The organism is Glycomyces xiaoerkulensis (genome assembly GCF_002798405.1).
Taxonomy (GTDB): Bacteria; Actinomycetota; Actinomycetes; order Mycobacteriales; family Micromonosporaceae; genus Glycomyces; species Glycomyces xiaoerkulensis.
Map to the genome: position 1 here is coordinate 1 of NZ_PGGV01000020.1, position 15168 is coordinate 15168.

General features: G+C 68.4%; 11 protein-coding genes and 1 tRNA gene. 8 read left to right on the top strand and 4 right to left on the bottom strand.

Annotated features, from left to right (window positions below; genetic code table 11):
* Positions 1–103: 103 nt before the first annotated feature.
* Both CUT39_RS21110 and CUT39_RS20220 read left to right on the top strand, forming a co-directional pair.
* The gene (locus CUT39_RS21110; protein WP_157930551.1) at positions 104–670 is read left to right on the top strand and encodes a transposase family protein; all 567 of its coding nucleotides are present in this window, start codon (positions 104–106) and stop codon (positions 668–670) included.
* Between the two features lie 667 nt (positions 671–1337).
* Complete coding sequence (locus CUT39_RS20220; protein ID WP_157930552.1) at positions 1338–1835, top strand: hypothetical protein; 498 nt, start codon at positions 1338–1340, stop codon at positions 1833–1835.
* 338 nt (positions 1836–2173) lie between these two features.
* Here CUT39_RS20220 and CUT39_RS08270 read toward each other — a convergent pair.
* Positions 2174–2248, bottom strand: a tRNA-Val gene (locus CUT39_RS08270).
* A 283-nt stretch (positions 2249–2531) separates the two neighbouring features.
* On the opposite strand from CUT39_RS08270, the gene CUT39_RS08275 reads away from it, so the two are divergent.
* Positions 2532–5099, top strand: coding sequence for a rhamnogalacturonan lyase (locus CUT39_RS08275; protein WP_198586974.1), 2568 nt, complete (start codon positions 2532–2534; stop codon positions 5097–5099).
* A 188-nt stretch (positions 5100–5287) separates the two neighbouring features.
* Positions 5288–7540 (top strand): hypothetical protein, encoded by a 2253-nt coding sequence (locus CUT39_RS08280; protein WP_100445505.1) that lies wholly within the window; start codon positions 5288–5290, stop codon positions 7538–7540.
* A gap of 58 nt (positions 7541–7598) precedes the next feature.
* On the opposite strand, the gene CUT39_RS08285 is transcribed toward CUT39_RS08280, so the two are convergent.
* Positions 7599–8627, bottom strand: coding sequence for an ABC transporter substrate-binding protein (locus tag CUT39_RS08285; protein WP_100445506.1), 1029 nt, complete (start codon positions 8625–8627; stop codon positions 7599–7601).
* Positions 8628–8727: 100 nt separating this feature from the next.
* Positions 8728–9765, bottom strand: coding sequence for an ABC transporter substrate-binding protein (locus CUT39_RS08290; protein ID WP_100445507.1), 1038 nt, complete (start codon positions 9763–9765; stop codon positions 8728–8730).
* Positions 9766–9858: 93 nt separating this feature from the next.
* Here CUT39_RS08290 and CUT39_RS08295 point away from each other — a divergent pair, with 93 nt between their 5' ends.
* From CUT39_RS08295 to CUT39_RS08305, 3 genes are read left to right on the top strand one after another with little or no spacing between them, the layout of a single operon-like run.
* Entirely contained in the window at positions 9859–10881 is a 1023-nt protein-coding gene (locus CUT39_RS08295) for a FecCD family ABC transporter permease (RefSeq protein WP_100445508.1), read from the top strand.
* Positions 10878–11906 carry a FecCD family ABC transporter permease gene (locus CUT39_RS08300; protein WP_100445509.1) on the top strand — a complete coding sequence of 343 codons (1029 nt, stop codon included), beginning with the start codon at positions 10878–10880 and terminating at the stop codon, positions 11904–11906. Before CUT39_RS08295 ends, CUT39_RS08300 begins: the two co-directional genes overlap by 4 nt.
* A complete protein-coding gene (locus CUT39_RS08305) occupies positions 11903–12697 on the top strand; it encodes an ABC transporter ATP-binding protein (protein ID WP_100445510.1) in 795 nt (264 codons plus the stop codon). Before CUT39_RS08300 ends, CUT39_RS08305 begins: the two co-directional genes overlap by 4 nt.
* On the opposite strand, the gene CUT39_RS08310 is transcribed toward CUT39_RS08305, so the two are convergent.
* Positions 12651–13835 carry a low temperature requirement protein A gene (locus tag CUT39_RS08310; RefSeq protein WP_157930553.1) on the bottom strand — a complete coding sequence of 395 codons (1185 nt, stop codon included), beginning with the start codon at positions 13833–13835 and terminating at the stop codon, positions 12651–12653. The genes CUT39_RS08305 and CUT39_RS08310 overlap by 47 nt on opposite strands.
* A 402-nt stretch (positions 13836–14237) precedes the next feature.
* Between CUT39_RS08310 and CUT39_RS08315 the strand changes: the two genes are divergently transcribed.
* Complete coding sequence (locus CUT39_RS08315) at positions 14238–14468, top strand: hypothetical protein (protein WP_100445512.1); 231 nt, start codon at positions 14238–14240, stop codon at positions 14466–14468.
* Positions 14469–15168: the final 700 nt, after the last annotated feature.

The window sequence follows — 15168 nt, forward strand, 5'->3', positions numbered from 1 at the left end:
CCCTCGATCCCGGCACCCAAGCCCTGCTCACGCTCGCCTACCTGCGCAAGGGCGAGACACTGCGCGATCTCGCGGCCGGCTTCGGCATCTGGGCCGCCACCGCGTGGCGACGTACCCGCGAGACCATCGGACTGCTCGCCGCCCTGGCCCCGGGCATCCGCGACGCCCTGCGCCACGCCAATCGGTCGGGCGCAGCCTTCGTGATGCTCGACGGCACCCTGGTCCGGATCGACCGCAACCGAATCGACCGGCCCTGCTACTCCGGCAAGCACCAGCGACATGGAATGAACCTCAGGCCATCGCCGATGCGCGCGGGAACCTGCTGTGGATCTCCGGTGCGATCCGCGGCTCGATCCACGACACCAAAGCCGCCTGGATCTGGCGAATCCCCTGGCTGCTGGCCGAGCACGATTTGTTCGCCCTGGGCGACAGAGGCTATGACGGTCTCGACCACGATTTGGTGGTCACGCCGATCAAAGGCAAGAACAAGCCCGCGTGGCAAACGGAGTACCACCGGCTCCACGCCCGGCTCCGCGGCCCCGGCGAGCGCATGTTCGCCCAGCTCAAGACCTGGTCGATTCTCGACCAGATCCGCTGCGACCCGCACCAGGTTACCCAGATCGCCAAAGCCGTCCAGGTCCTCAACAGCTACGAACACCACTCAGCTTGAAACAGACTCAGTAGGTTTCGGCTGGCAAGCCGAAACCTACTGTTCTGGGGAGGTGCTTCAGTCACAAGCCTTGGTGCGCTGTGGATAATTATTGGCGTCGATATCTGGAAAAGAACTGGTGCATGGGATAGTCTTATTTCCTACATTCTTCTCCTTACCCTGGTTCCACACATTATTATTGTGGTGCTTCCGTCGGCTGCTGCTTCGTCGTGGCGATTGGGAACTTCACCGATAAGGAAGTTGCATCCGGTGCCTTATGTTCTTACATCTCTGTACGCTATGTCGCAGGGGTTTCTGATCATGGTCGGTGGCGGATTGTCCATGATCCTAAGCATTTTCGTAGCTCTGTTCATTCACTGGCGTATGGCAAGTCAATTTAAGCGCTTCATGAACGGGAGTGTGTGCAGGACCTCGTTAACCTCGATCCTACGTGTGCCGCTACCTAGGAATGAATGACGCGGGAAGTGAATTTGCAGGCTGGTAGAATGAATGCTTCACAAAGGCGTGAAGCTTGCTAAAGGAAATTCTGGAACGCGAACTCCGGGAACCAGGACCAGCCTCATTTCGGATTGAAGGCCTGGATCAGGTGCCAATCGGGCTCAGAGGGTTTCATGGTCGGAATAGATAACGATCAAGTGAACGGCCGGAGCTAACGAACTTGAAAAGGATGATCGGAGCGATTTTGAGAACTGCAGTTCGGGGGCTCGTTATGGCGGTAGTACTCCTACTTGGTGCCGGATGCTTTGCGAACTCCACGCCATACCTTGAGTCGGTCGACAGCAAGGTCCCGAGAAGTCAGATTATCGGTTCTTGGGTAAACAGTGCAGGAGAGGAATTCGAGTTTTTCGAAGACGGCACATTGGAATACTCTTCTGTGAGTAGGGTTCCTTGGCATGGAGGTCTTGACAGCGGTTCCTATCCAGTGAGCCTCGATGGAACCTGGAGGATGTGCTCGCATGATATTACGTCCGGAGAACTAGAGGGAGGTGACAGGTGCGGAGAATCCGAGAAGTCTGCAATGTGGATAAGCGTATCCATAAATGAAATTGACGGAAGTAGCGTTTGGCGAGAACTTGTATTCACAGGTGAAGTTGAGGATCCTCGGTTTTACATCTATGATGTAGATCTTTCGATTAGAGATGAGGGAATCTTCAGCAAAGAGTGATCCATTCAGGTCTATAGTGTTGGATCACAATGATTGATCCGGAATCAGATGGTTGGGCGGACTTTGCGCTGGGTAGCGCGGCGGATGAGGTTTCGTCCGGGGTTCCTCTGCGATGACCATGAGGTGCACCGGACACGGGTGCACTGGCCGGTATCTGGTTCGATGGCTAGCCTCAGTGACACTCTGAGGGAGTTCTTCGAGCCTGCCTCGTTCGCGGATCGACTTGAGTTGGTCGTCCAGATGGTTCGACATTGGGTAGATTCGCACCACATCCCGTACCACGCGAGGTTGTCTCAAGCGGGCATTAGAAGTCCCCAGGTCGCTGACCTGGGGAAATGTGGTGGACGATACTGGGATCGAACCAGTGACCCCTGCCGTGTGAAGGCAGTGCTCTCCCGCTGAGCTAATCGTCCGGGACCGGGATGAACTTTACCTCAGTCGACGGGGCGGTGCTGCGGTGGGGGTTGGGGCGTACCGAGTGTCACAGCAGTGGGGCATGTGATGCGGCCGGTTCTGGTGGTTCGACAGTGATGTAGGTGTCCCCTGAGGTGCGGATCGGTGCTTGACAGGGTCATATTTCGTCGATAACCTTCGATGCGTTAAATCGTTTCAAAAGAGGTTGGCGAGCTCGGCCCCCATCGCGATCCAGCCTGGCGCGCCCCCGTCGGCCTCGCACGATGACAAGGAGCCCCTTCAATGAGTCCTCCCAACAAGCTCCGGAGTGTGGCGGCGGCGTCCTTGGCGGCCGCCGTCGCTGGTGCGGGCGCCATGGTGGCGGTATCCGCCCAGGCGCACGGCAACGCCGACGGCGGCGCCGGCTCCGGTGTCCAGCTCGAAAACCTCGATCGCGGGCTCGTCGCGGCCACTACCGAGGACGGCGTCTTCCTCAGTTGGCGTCTGCTTGCTGACGAGGTGTCCGGTTATAACGATTCAGGTTTGACCGGAGCCGACTTCAACGTCTACCGCGACGGCGAGCGGATCGCCTCGGTCTCCGACAGCACCAACTACCTGGACGCCGACGGCGCCGACGACTCCGACTACCGGGTCGTGGCCGTGGTCGACGGGCAGGAAGTCGACTTCTCCGACTCGGTGAGCCCTTGGTCGGAGTCCTACCTCGATGTATCGATCAACAAGCCGGCCGACGGCGTCACCCCGGTGGGGGAGGAGTACACATACTCCGCCAACGACATCAGCGTCGGCGACCTCACCGGCGACGGCCGTTACGAGTACGTCGTCAAGTGGGACCCGTCCAACTCCAAGGACGTCTCGCAGGTCGGCTACACCGGACCGGTCTACCTGGACGCCTACACCCAGGAAGGCGAGCAGCTCTGGCGCATCGACCTGGGCGACAACATCCGGGCGGGCGCGCACTACCTCCAGTTCAACGTCTACGACTTCGACGGCGACGGCATCGCCGAGGTGATGTTCAAGACCGCCCCCGGCGTCAAGTCCACTTCGCACGTGACCGGCGAGGAAGCGTTCATCACCATCCCCGAGGACGACCGGGCCGCGGGCGTCACCCACGAGGACGACTACCGCTTCAGCGCCGACGACTACTACGACCACGTGGTCGGGATGTTCATGGGCTGGCACGAGCACCCGGAGGTGGTGAACGGCGACTGGCCGGCGACCATCGAGGCCGCTCTCGGGGCCGACGACGAGTTCGACTTCGAGTACCCGCTCTCGCAGGATGACGCCGAGACCCTCACCGACTACTTCATGGACGTCTACGCCCCCGACCGCTCGGGGCGCAACGACCTGCGGAACTTCGAGGGCTTCGTGATCAGCGGCCCCGAGTACCTCACGGTGTTCGACGGCGCCACCGGTCTGGAGCTGGACACGGTCGACTACGCGGTCGAGCGCGGCGACGACGGCCTCCTGTGGGGCGACTACGCCATGTCCCGCATCGAGCCGGGCAACCGCGTCGACCGCTTCCTGTCGGCCGTCGCCTACCTCGACGGCGAGCAGGCCTCGTCGATCTTCGCCCGCGGCTACTACACGCGGTCGACGATCGCCGCCTACGACTGGGACGGCGAGGAGCTGTCGCTGCGGTGGCTGGCCGACTCCGGGCACGCCCCGATGTCGAACCCGTTCAACGACGGGCCGCACGGCGTCGAAGGCCCCGACCCGGAGTGGGGCACCCTCACAACGCAGGGCAACCACTCCATGGGCGCGGCCGACGTGGACGGGGACGGCAAGCAGGAGATCATCTACGGCGCCGCGGCGCTCGACGATGACGGCTCACTGCTGTTCTCCTCCTACGACTACGCGCCGCCGGAGTCGAACGTGGGTGGAGAGTACGTCAAGCTCGGCCACGGCGACGCCCACCACCTCGGCGACATGGACCCCGCGCGCGAGGGCCTGGAGATCTTCTCGGTCTTCGAGGGCGGCCCCTGGGCGCCTTACGGCTACGCCATGCGCGACGCGGCCACCGGCGAGGTGCTGTGGGGCGGCTACACCGGCCGCGACACGGGCCGCGGTATGGCCGGCGACATCGACCCGGACATCCCGGGCCTGGAGGTCTGGGCCTCCCTGCCGCCGAATGAGGAGGGCGACCCCGAGGGGCTGTTCACCGCCGCCGGGGAGCCGATCGAGGGCCCGACGCCGGGGACCAACATGTCCATCCGCTGGGCCGGGGACCTGACGACGCAGTACATCACCGGCGCGGCCACCGATGTGCTGGAGACGCCCGAGATCAACGACTGGCAGGACGGCGTGGTCCTGGAGGCCACCGGCACTCTGACCAACAACTGGACCAAGGGCAACCCGGGCCTGGTCGCCGACGTGCTCGGCGACTGGCGCGAGGAGATGGTGACGCGCACCGAGGACTCCAACGCGGTGCGGATCTACCTCTCCACCGAGGTGACCGAGCACAAGCTGCACACGCTGATGCAGGACCCGCAGTACCGGGTCGGCGCGGCCACGCAGCAGACCGCTTACAACCAGCCGCAGTACACGAGCTTCTACCTGGGTTCCGACATGGACTTCGGCGATGTCGAGGTGCCGGACTTCCACGCGCCCGGTGCGCTGGAGGAGCTGCGGTCGACCCTCGAGGACTACCGCGACTCGGGGGACCTGCCCTGGTGGTGGTACGTGGTCCTGAAGTCCAAGCTGGACTCGGCCGAGCGCCATCTGGACCACGGCCGCGACTGGCAGGCGGCAAAGGCCCTGGAGCGCTTCGCCGACAAGGCGGAGTGGATCGGCGGCGAGGCCGGCACGGTCCTGGCCTACCAGGCCGGCCGGGTGGCCGAGCAGCTGCGGTGACCGCATGAGCGAGGCGGGGTCCTTTCGGACCCCGCCTTCGTCGTGTCGGCAGACGTAGGATGATACGAGGAATTCACCCGGCGGTCTTGCGCGATTCGGCCGGCCGCGATTGAGTGAAGGTGAGCCGATTTCGTGCGGTGTGTCTGCGAGCCGCGCGTGCCTCGACAACAGCATTGGAGCATTCCCTCGTGTCCTCCTTCCGACTCAGAGCCCGGATGACGACCGCCGCCCTCGGCGCGGCGGCGGTGGTCATCGGCGGGCTCATGTCCACCGCCCCGGCCCGTGCCGACGAACCCGAGATCGTCCCCATCGGCGAGGTCCAGGGTTCGATCGGCGACGGCGACACCGACTTCTCCTCGCCGGTGCACAACGAGACCGTCACCGTCCAAGGCGTGGTCACCCAGCACTACCTGGACGGCAGCGGAAACAAGGGCTTCTTCCTGCAGGAGCGCGCCGACGCGACCGACGGCGACCCGCACTCCTCGGACGGTGTCTTCGTGTTCAACGGCGGCTTCGACACCCTGCGCACCGTCTGGGACTCCCCGGCCGAGGCCGAGTACGGCGCCGACTGGACGGTGACGGTCGGCGACGAGATAGTCCTGCGCGCCCGGGTGGGCACCTACTTCGGCAACGTGCAGTTCTCCGGCTCGTCGGCCTTCGTATACGACGTGGTCGACACCGGGCTCGACCCGGCCGAGGTCGTCGAAGTCGCTGAGGTGGACCCGCCCGACGACGCCGAGGACTCCCGCCGCCACTTCCGGCGCCACCTGGGCATGCAGATGACCGTCCCGGCCGGCTCGACCGTCACCGCCGGCCGCGACGTCTTCGGCACCGACGGCGAGGTCTGGGCGATGCGCGGCGATCACGAGGTGGCCGGGCGCGACGACTACTCCCGGCGGGCCTTCCGCGACGCCCATCCGCTCGACAACGTGCCCGGCGAGACCTTCGACGACGGCAACGGCTACCTGTTCACCATCGGCTCGTTCGGCCTCAAGGCGACCGAGGGCGACCCCGACGCGGTCATCGCCCCGGCCAAGACCTTCGACACCGTCACCGCCGATGCCACCGGCGGGGTCTACTACACCTTCGGCAAGTTCACCGTCAACGTCGCCGAGGACCTGCGTCTCGCGGACGGCCCCGACCCGTCGGCGAACCGGCCGGTCGAACCGGTAGGCAAGGGCGAGGTCGCGATCGCCTCCTACAACATCGAGAACCTCTACGACCGGCGGGACGATCCGAACTCCGGCTGCGACCACGCTTCCGACACCGGTTGCGTCGACCCCGCCGACCCCGAGGGCGATGTGGACCCGCCGTTCGACTACGTGCCGGACTCCTACGAGGAGTATGAGTCCCGCATGCTGCGCGAGGCCGATCAGATCGTGAACGACCTGCACGCCCCCGCGATCCTGATGACCCAGGAGGGCGAGGCCCAGGACGTCTGCACCGTCAACCCGGAATGGACGGCCGACTCCGACCTCGGCCCCGACCGGCTGGTGTGCGACCTGGAGGGCGTCGGCGAGGCCAACGAGCGCTCCGACGGCGCCCCCGATTCGCTGCAGGAGCTGGCGCTGGTCATCGCCGAGATCGGCGGACCGGACTACACGGCCGCCGGCGACCTGGACGCCTCCGACACCCGCGGCATCATGACCGGCTTCCTCTACCGGGCCGAGATGGCCGAGCTGTCCGAGGTCGATGCGGCCGATCCGGTCTTCGGAGCGAGCCCGCAGGTCGACTACGGCACCGAGCCGGACGAGATCAACGCCGACGTGGAGAACCCGAAAGCGCTCAACGCGGCCCTGCCCCAGGACGTCCTGGACCGCTGCACGAGTTCGGGCGTGTTCGCCTGCAACGGCTTCGACGTGTTCAGCCGTCCGGCGCAGGTCGCCAAGTTCGTCCTCGACGGCGGCAAGTGGAAGGACCGGGAGATCTACCTGGTAAACAACCACTTCTCCTCGGGTCCGGACCGCCGGGTCCTGCACCGCACCGAGCAGGCGAACTACCTGGCCGCGATCGGCGCGGGGATCCTGGAGCGGGACAAGAAGGCGAACGTCCTGGCCGGAGGCGACCTCAACGTCTTCCCGCGCCCGGACGACCCGTACGCCGCCGGGGAGACGATCTCCGGGGACTGGACGGGGCCGTCCGACCAGCTCGCGGCGCTGTATGAGGATTCGGGCCTGTCGAACCTGTACGATCGGTCGCTGGCCGAGCACCCGGAGGCGGCCTACTCCTACACCTACCAGGGGCAGGCGCAGACGCTCGACCAGATGTGGGCCTCGCGCACGGTGGCCAAGGCTCTGGCCGACGTCGCCACCGCGCACATCAACGCCGACTACCCGGCCGACGCCTACGCCTCGGGCGAGGAGCCGGCCTACGGCAGTTACGGCGTCTCCGACCACGACCCCGAGGTGGTCACGCTCCGGCTGAACAAGTTGAAGAAGTAGTCGCCCGGACGCAGCCGGGGGCCGGGCTTTCGCCCGGCCCCCGGTCTGTTGCGCCGGTTCAGAACAGCTTCTCGGCGTTGGCGATCGCCTCGGCCAGCGCCCGGACGGAGCGCTCGGCCAGACCGTAGCCGTACAGCGGCTCGGCGTCCCAGGCGGCGATCTGGCCGGCCTGGACGGCCGGGAGGGCGTTCCAGGTGGGGAAGTCGGCCAGCCCGTCGGGCTGGATGGCCTGCTCGCGGGCGTCGAGGAAGATCAGGTCGGCGTCGTACTTGTCGGCGTTCTCCCAGGCGAGGGTCTCGTAGTAGCCGCCTTCGTCGAGGTCGTCGGGGACGATGAAGTCGACGCCGAGTTCGGTGAAGAACCGCATGTCGTTGGCGGAGTCGGGGTTGGAGGCCCAGAAGTCTTCGGGTCCGGCCGAGCAGGCGAGGACCTTGACGGGGTTGTCGGCGGCGGCCTGCCGGAGGGCCTCGACGGCCTCGTCGAACCGTTCCTTGGCGGCCTCGACCGCCTCGGATTCGAGGTCGGCACCGAGGGAGGCGGCCAGTTCGGCGTGCCGCTCGATGACCTCGGGGAGGGTGTTCTGTCCGTCGTTGACGTCGATGGCGACCACGGGGGCGAGGTCGCTGATCTCGTCGAGGCTTTCGGCCGGCACGTACCACAGGTCGGAGGGGTCGCCGTAATAGTGGGTGCTCAGCACCTGCGGGGCGAGCGCGGCGTATGCCTCGATGTCGAACTCGCCGTAGGTGTTGCCGATGACCGTCAGCTCTTCGACCGGCAGGTCTCCGGCCTGGGTGGTGAGGCTGCCGTCCTCTTTGGTGGTGGGGCCGAAGACGCCTTTGACGGTGACGCCGAAGTCGTGGAGCGCGGCGGCCATGCCGGTGTAGGCGACCAGTTCGGTGGGGGTGGTGTCGAGCTCGGCGGTCTCGCCGCGGTCGTCGGTGAACGACCAGGAGCCGGACGACTCGGCGGCGTCGTCTTCGTCGTCGCCGGAGCCGCAGGCGGCGAGGACGCCGGTCAGTCCGAGGGCGCCGCCGCCGGTGAGCAGTCGGCGGCGGGCGAGGGTGAAGCGTTCGGCTTCGAAGGGCATGTTGCGTCTCCTTAGCGCAGGGCGGGTCGCCGGTATCAGCGTCGGGCTTAGGTTAGCCTAAGCAAATACCGGGGGTCCGGGTCAGGTGGCCGGCGTGGCCTCAGCCACTGACGACCGGCTCGGCGCCGGAGAGGGCCTCGGCGATGGACTCGAGGATCTCGGCCACCCCCACGTGCGAATACACCGGCTCGGGGTTCCAGGGCGTGACCTGCCCGGCCTCCACCGCCGGCAGCGAGGCCCAAGTGGGCTCCTCGGCCAGAGTCTCCAGCTTGAGGTTCCCGGTGCGCTGGTCCAGCAGGATCGCGTCGCCCTGGTACCGGTCGGCGTTCTCCCAGGCGAGCGTCTCCCAGTAGCCGCCGTCCTCGGGGTTGTCCGGCATGACCAGGTCGACGCCCAGTTCGGCGCACTTGGCGAGCACGTCGAACGCCTGCGGGTTGCCGACGTAGAGCGCCTCGGGGCTCGCGTTGCAGGCGATGAGCCGGACCGGGTTGTCGGCCGCCGCCTCCCGGACGGCCTCGACCGCCGCCTCGTACCGGTCCCGCCCGGCGGCGACGACCTCGGAGTCCATGTCGGCCCCGAGCGCGGCGGCCAGTTCGACGTGGCGGGTCAGGACCTCCTCCAGCGGGCGGTCACCGGTGGCGATGCCGATGGTCGGCGCCACCTGCTCGACCTCGTCCCCGACCTCCTCGGGCACGTACCACAGCTCGTCGAAGCCCTCGTGGAAGTGGGAGGCCATCAGGTCGGGCTCGGCCGCGACGTACCGCTCGAGATCGAACTCGCCCCACACGTTGCCCAGCACCGTCAGCTCCCCGACCGGCATCCGCCCGGCCTGGAGGTCGGGCTCCCCGCTCTCGGTCGTGGTGGGACCGAACACCGTCGTGATCTCGACGCCGTAGTCGTACATGGCCGCGGCCAGGCCGGTGAAGGCCACGACGGTGGACGGCGCGGCGTCGAGCTCGACGGTCCGGTCGCGGTCGTCGGTGAACGTCCACGGCTGCGAACCCTCCGTGTCGCCGGAGGCTTCGGCTTCACCGTCGGAGCTGCAGGCCGACAGCAGCGCGGCCCCGCCGAGGGCGCCGCCGGCGGCGAAGAGGCCGCGGCGGTCCAGGTTCCGGTGCAGGGGAGGGACGGGTGACATGCGGTACTCCTCGGGGTGGTGTGCGGAGAATGAAGATGAGAGATTAGGTTAGCCTAAACAAAATCGTTCGAGTCCGTCCGGAGTCCGCACCCCGTGTCCACCGCAACCGCAACGTCCACGAGCGCACCGCAGCGCGCCCGCCGCGTCACCGGGCTGCTCGCGCTGACCGCGGCCCTGGTCGTCCTCGCCGCCCTCAGCGTAGCCCTCGGCGCCCGCGCCATGAGCATGGGCGAGGTCTGGGCCGGACTGGCCGACACCGCTTCCGACGCCTACCCCGTGGTCACCGAACTGCGCCTGCCCCGCACCGCCCTCGGCCTCGCCGCCGGAGCCGCCCTCGGCCTGTCCGGCGCGCTCATGCAGGCCATGACCCGCAACCCCCTGGCCGACCCGGGCCTACTCGGCGTCAACACCGGCGCGGCCGCCGCCGTGGTCAGCGCCGTCCACTTCCTCGGACTGTCCACCTTCGGCGCCACCCTCGGCTTCGCTTGGCTCGGCGCGGCCGCGGCCGCCGTCGCCTGCTACCTCATCGCCGGAGCCGCCGCCGCCACCCCCGCGCGCCTCGCGCTCGCCGGCGCCGCGGTCACCGCCGCCGGCCTCGCCTACGTCTCGGCCATCCAGATCCTCGACACCGCCACCCTGGAGCAGATGCGGTTCTGGTCGGTCGGCTCCCTGGTCAACGCCCACAACGTCCCCCTGGGTATCGTGGTCGGGCTCATCGCGGCCGCCGCCGCGGCCGGCGTCCTGCTCTCCCGGCCGCTCAACGCCCTCGCCCTCGGCGACGCCTCCGCCACCGGCCTCGGCGTCGACCCGCGCGTCCTCCGCATCGCCGGAATCGCCGTCATCACCGTCCTGGCCGGAACCGCCACCGCCGCCTGCGGCCCGATCGTCTTCGTCGGCCTGGTCGTGCCCCACATCGTCCGCGCCTACACCGGCCCCGACCAGAACTGGGTGCTGCCCTACTCGGCCCTGGGCGGCGCGGCGTTCATGCTCGCCGCCGACGTCCTCGGCCGCGTCGCCGCCCGCCCCGCCGAACTCCAGGTCGGCATCGTCTGCGCCGTCGTCGGCGGACCGTTCTTCCTCTACCTCATCAACCGCCGGAAGGTGGCCCGCCTGTGACCGTGATCCGACTCGGCGACTACTCGGTCCGCCTCCGCCCCCGCCCGGCGGCCGCCGCCGCGGGCGTCCTGGCCGCCCTGGCCGCGGTCGCGGTCTGGACGGCCACCACCGGCACCTTCGAACTGAGCCTCGACCGCCTCGGCCCCGCCCTCGCCGGATCCGGCACGGCCGCCGAAGACTTCATCGTCTGGCAGGTCCGCCTGCCCCGCCTGGCCACCGGCCTGGCCGTCGGCGCCTGCCTCGGCCTGGCCGGGGCCGTCTTCCAGACCCTCACCCGCAACCCGCTGGGCAGCCCCGACTTCCTCGGCCTCACCCACGGCGCCTCCACCGGCGCGCTCCTGGCCATCATCACCACCACCGGCGCCACCACCGGATTCGTCGCCGGATCGGCCGCCTGCGGCGCGATCGTCACCGGCGCGGTGATCTACCTGCTCACCCGCGGCGGCGACCGGTCGGGCTACCGCCTGGTCCTGGTCGGCATCGGCGTCTCGGCGATCGCCGTCGGCGTCAACGGCTTCCTGCTCACCCGCAGCGACATCGTCGACGCCGCCCGCGCGGTATTCTGGATCACCGGCGACCTGTCGGGCCGCGACTGGAACCAGGCCGGCACCGTCGCCGCCGTCCTCGCCCTCGGCGCCGCCGTCGCCGTCTTCATCGGACGCGGCCTCGAAGCGATGCTCCTCGGCGAGGACAGCGCCGTCGGCCTCGGCGTCAACGTCACCGCCGTCCGCACGATCGCCCTGATCACGGCCGCGGTGCTCACCGGCGGCGGCGTGGCCGTCTCCGGGCCGCTCGCGTTCGTCGCGCTGGCCGCCCCGCACATCGCCGCCCGCCTGACCGGCGCCACCCGGAGCTTCCTGTGCGCCGCCCTGGTCGGCGCGCTCATCGTCACCGCCGCCGACGCCATCGCCGTCGCGGGCGTCGGCGAACGCCAACTGCCCACCGGCGTCGTCACCGGCGTCGTCGGCGGCCTCTACCTGATGTGGCTGCTGGTCACCCACCGGAAGAAGGGGGTCATGTCATGACCGTGCCGCTGCTGGCCGAACAGGCCACGATCGGCTACGGCCGCAAGGCCGTCTGCGAACGCCTCGACGTCGAGGTCCCCGAAGGGGAGTTCACCGTCATCATCGGCCCCAACGCCTGCGGCAAATCCACCCTGCTGAAGGCCCTGGCGCGCATGCTCAAACCCACCGACGGCCACGTGCTGCTCGACGGTGAGGACATCCACTCCCGGCCCACCCGCACCGTCGCCCGCCGCCTCGGCCTGCTGCCCCAGTCGCCGATCGCACCCGACGGCATCACCGTCGCCGACCTGGTCGCCCGCGGCCGCTACCCCCACCAGGGCATCCTGCGGCAGTGGTCCGCCGCCGACGAGCGGGTCGTCGCCGAGGCCATGGACGCCACCGACGTCGCCGACCTCGCCGCGCGCGGGGTGGACGAACTGTCCGGCGGCCAGCGCCAGCGGGTGTGGATCGCGATGGTCCTCGCCCAGCAGACCCCGCTGCTGCTGCTCGACGAGCCCACCACGTTCCTCGACATCACCCACCAGCTCGAGGTGATGGACCTGTGCGGCCGCCTGCACCGCGAGGGGCGCACGCTGGTGGCGGTGCTCCACGACCTCAACCAGGCCGCCCGCTACGCGACCCACCTGATCGCCATGCGCGAGGGCGCGATCGTCGCCGAGGGGCCGCCGGACGAGATCGTGACCGCCGACGTGGTCGAGAAGGTCTTCGACCTGCCCTGCCGCATCATCGACGACCCCGAGACCGCTACGCCGCTGGTGATTCCGCGGGCCGGGGCGCGGACCGGACGGTAGGGGCCGCCGAGCGGGCCCGCCGCCGCTCGACCGCGAGCCCGGCGGCCAGCACCGCCGCGATGGCGGCCAGTTGGACGGCGGCGCTGACCGGCCCGAGGAACGCCAACGGCAGGACCGCCGCCGCCAGTGCCACCCGGCCGAGCCGGGAAGGCAGCCGCATCGAGGCCCGCAACCCGGCCGTCCCCAGCAGGAACAGCGCGACCCCTCCGGGCTGGAGGAGGGTCCATTCGGCCTCGAGCGGTTCGGTGGCGTGGCCGACCGAGTGCTTCAGGCCCGCCACGAACACGATGATGCCCAGCAGCACCGGGATGAACGAGTAGGACAGTCCGGCGAGGACTCTGCGGACCCGGTCGACCGGGTCGGTGGCGGCCTCCAGCGCCGCTTCGGTCCCGGGCAGGTCGCGGGAGAACAGCGCCCACCACAGGCAGGCGGCGACGACCAGGCCGAGGACGGTGGGCAGGATCAGGTCGCGGTCGACCGGCAGCCCGGTGCCGGCCATGGCGATGGCGATGACCGATTCGCCGAGCGCGACGATGACGACCAGGCCGTGGCGTTCGGTGATGTGGCCGGGGTGGAGGGTGAGTCCGCGCTGGCTGTGGAAGATCGGGACCGACCACACGATGGCGACCGCCGCCGCCCAGAGGAGGTAGCGCCACCATCCGTCCGGTCCGAGTTGGGCGGCGAAGACGGCCGCGACGGCGGCGAGGTTGGCGGCGAAGACCGGGCCGAAGGTGCGGGTGGCCTGGAGGTACATGAGGCCGTGGATGACCACGGCGATGAGCATGCCGACCGCGATCCAGATGTCGCCGTCGGCGAATGCGGTGGGGACGCTGAGTCCGACCAGGAGCCATCCGGCCATGGCGCAGAGGATGAGGACGCGCCGGGCCGGGCGCACCGGCGGTATGACGTTGGTGAGCCAGGAGTATCCGGCGAACATCCACCACAGGAAGCCGAGCATGAGCGTGGTCTGGACGATCCCGGCGGCGGGGTCGTGCGCGATGACCCAGGTGAACTGGGTGACGATGAAGACGAACACGAGGTCGAAGAACAGTTCGAGGGTGCTGACTCGCAGGTCGTCCTCGTCTTTGGCCGGTTCGACGCGTTCGACGAACCATCGGGGGAGTCTGTTCGCGAGCACGATCTCATTATGGGGTCCGCCCGCCAGAGCGGGTCCGGCCGGTCACCGACCGGCCGGACCCGCCGCCTCCGAGATGAAAGCCCTTTTTGGAACGGGATGTACCACAGTTCGTAGGCGGTCCGGCCGTCCCCGGTGTCGGTCCGGCAGTGCCAGGCGAACCAGTTGTGCTTGTCGGCCTCGTTCTGGCAGAGCGAATAGTCCAATCTCCCCGGCTACGGTCGGGGCGGGCCGATGTGCGCGACCGCGAGTTGGTGCCCGTCGTCGCGGTCCGACCCTCAACGTATGCGGCTGCCACACGGGTTCTGCACGGTTGACGCACGAGCCCGTTCGGACCTGCGCGAGAAGGACATTCCATGCGATCATTGAGGATTCAGGCCCACCCTCTTCCGAAAGGGAGTGCGCATGTCCTACCGGTATCCCCCGAACAAGCCGCCGGGCGCCGGCTTCCACTCCTGCATGGATGTCGTCTACATCATCCTCCCGCTCATCATGGGGCTGGTCGGCGGTGGTATAGCCGCGGCGATCGTCGGAGCGGTGGCCGGCACCGCCGCCGGAGTCACGGTCTTCGTCCTGGCAATGGTCATAGCCGTCGGCGCGGCGGTTTTCTTCTACAAGACCAGTTGGTTCCTGTGACGAGGCCCGAGCGCGGCCCCAATGGCGATGATGCGGCAGGTTCACCGGTTTGCCGCTGAACCGGCCGTTCAGCATCGATCAATTCCGTCCACGTCGAGTATCCGTCCTTCCCTCCCGGTCGGCCCGCCTGTGGTTGTAGTGGCCGATGGCGGCGCGGAGGAGTTCTTCCCCGGCTTCGATGGCCCAGTGGGCTTGCCGGGGGTTGACCAGCATCCAGCCGCGGCGGTCGTCGGCGTCGATGTCCCAGCGGCGCCCCTCGCGCCGGTTGGGGCGTAGGCCCGCGGCCGCAGGGCCGGGGCCGGGGTGTTGGTCGCAGTGCGCATGTGGGTGGATCCTGTCCTTACTGTTGGTGTCCGGTATTGGTTGCAATGGCAAGCTCTGCGGCGGCGCCGCACCCTTTGCAGCCGGGGTCCCTTGGCCCGTGGCCGTGGTCCGGTGCTGCGTCCTCCGGTGCCGACCGGGGGGTTCCGATGTGATTCCCCGCCGCGAATCGCACCAGCGGCCATAGGGGACCCTGAGCTGCAAAGGGATGGGCTCCGCCCATGAGCTTGCCCGCTCACCGCACGGCGCCGTCCCGCGCTCGTCCCCGAGCACCTCGTTCATCCTTCGCAGTCGCGGAACGTGTCGAGCCAGATGCGGACGGCGGCGGCGATGAGGGGGCCGGAATGGGTTCCGGCCCAGTCGGCGTGGGCCGGTTCGG

Coding starts and splice junctions, on each gene's coding strand:
- CUT39_RS20220 (WP_157930552.1), top strand. CDS start 1,338: ATGATCGGAGCGATTTTGAGAACTGCAGTTCGGGGGCTCGTTATGGCG.
- CUT39_RS08275 (WP_198586974.1), top strand. CDS start 2,532: ATGAGTCCTCCCAACAAGCTCCGGAGTGTGGCGGCGGCGTCCTTGGCG.
- CUT39_RS08285 (WP_100445506.1), bottom strand. CDS start 8,627: ATGCCCTTCGAAGCCGAACGCTTCACCCTCGCCCGCCGCCGACTGCTC.
- CUT39_RS08290 (WP_100445507.1), bottom strand. CDS start 9,765: ATGTCACCCGTCCCTCCCCTGCACCGGAACCTGGACCGCCGCGGCCTC.
- CUT39_RS08305 (WP_100445510.1), top strand. CDS start 11,903: ATGACCGTGCCGCTGCTGGCCGAACAGGCCACGATCGGCTACGGCCGC.
- CUT39_RS08315 (WP_100445512.1), top strand. CDS start 14,238: ATGTCCTACCGGTATCCCCCGAACAAGCCGCCGGGCGCCGGCTTCCAC.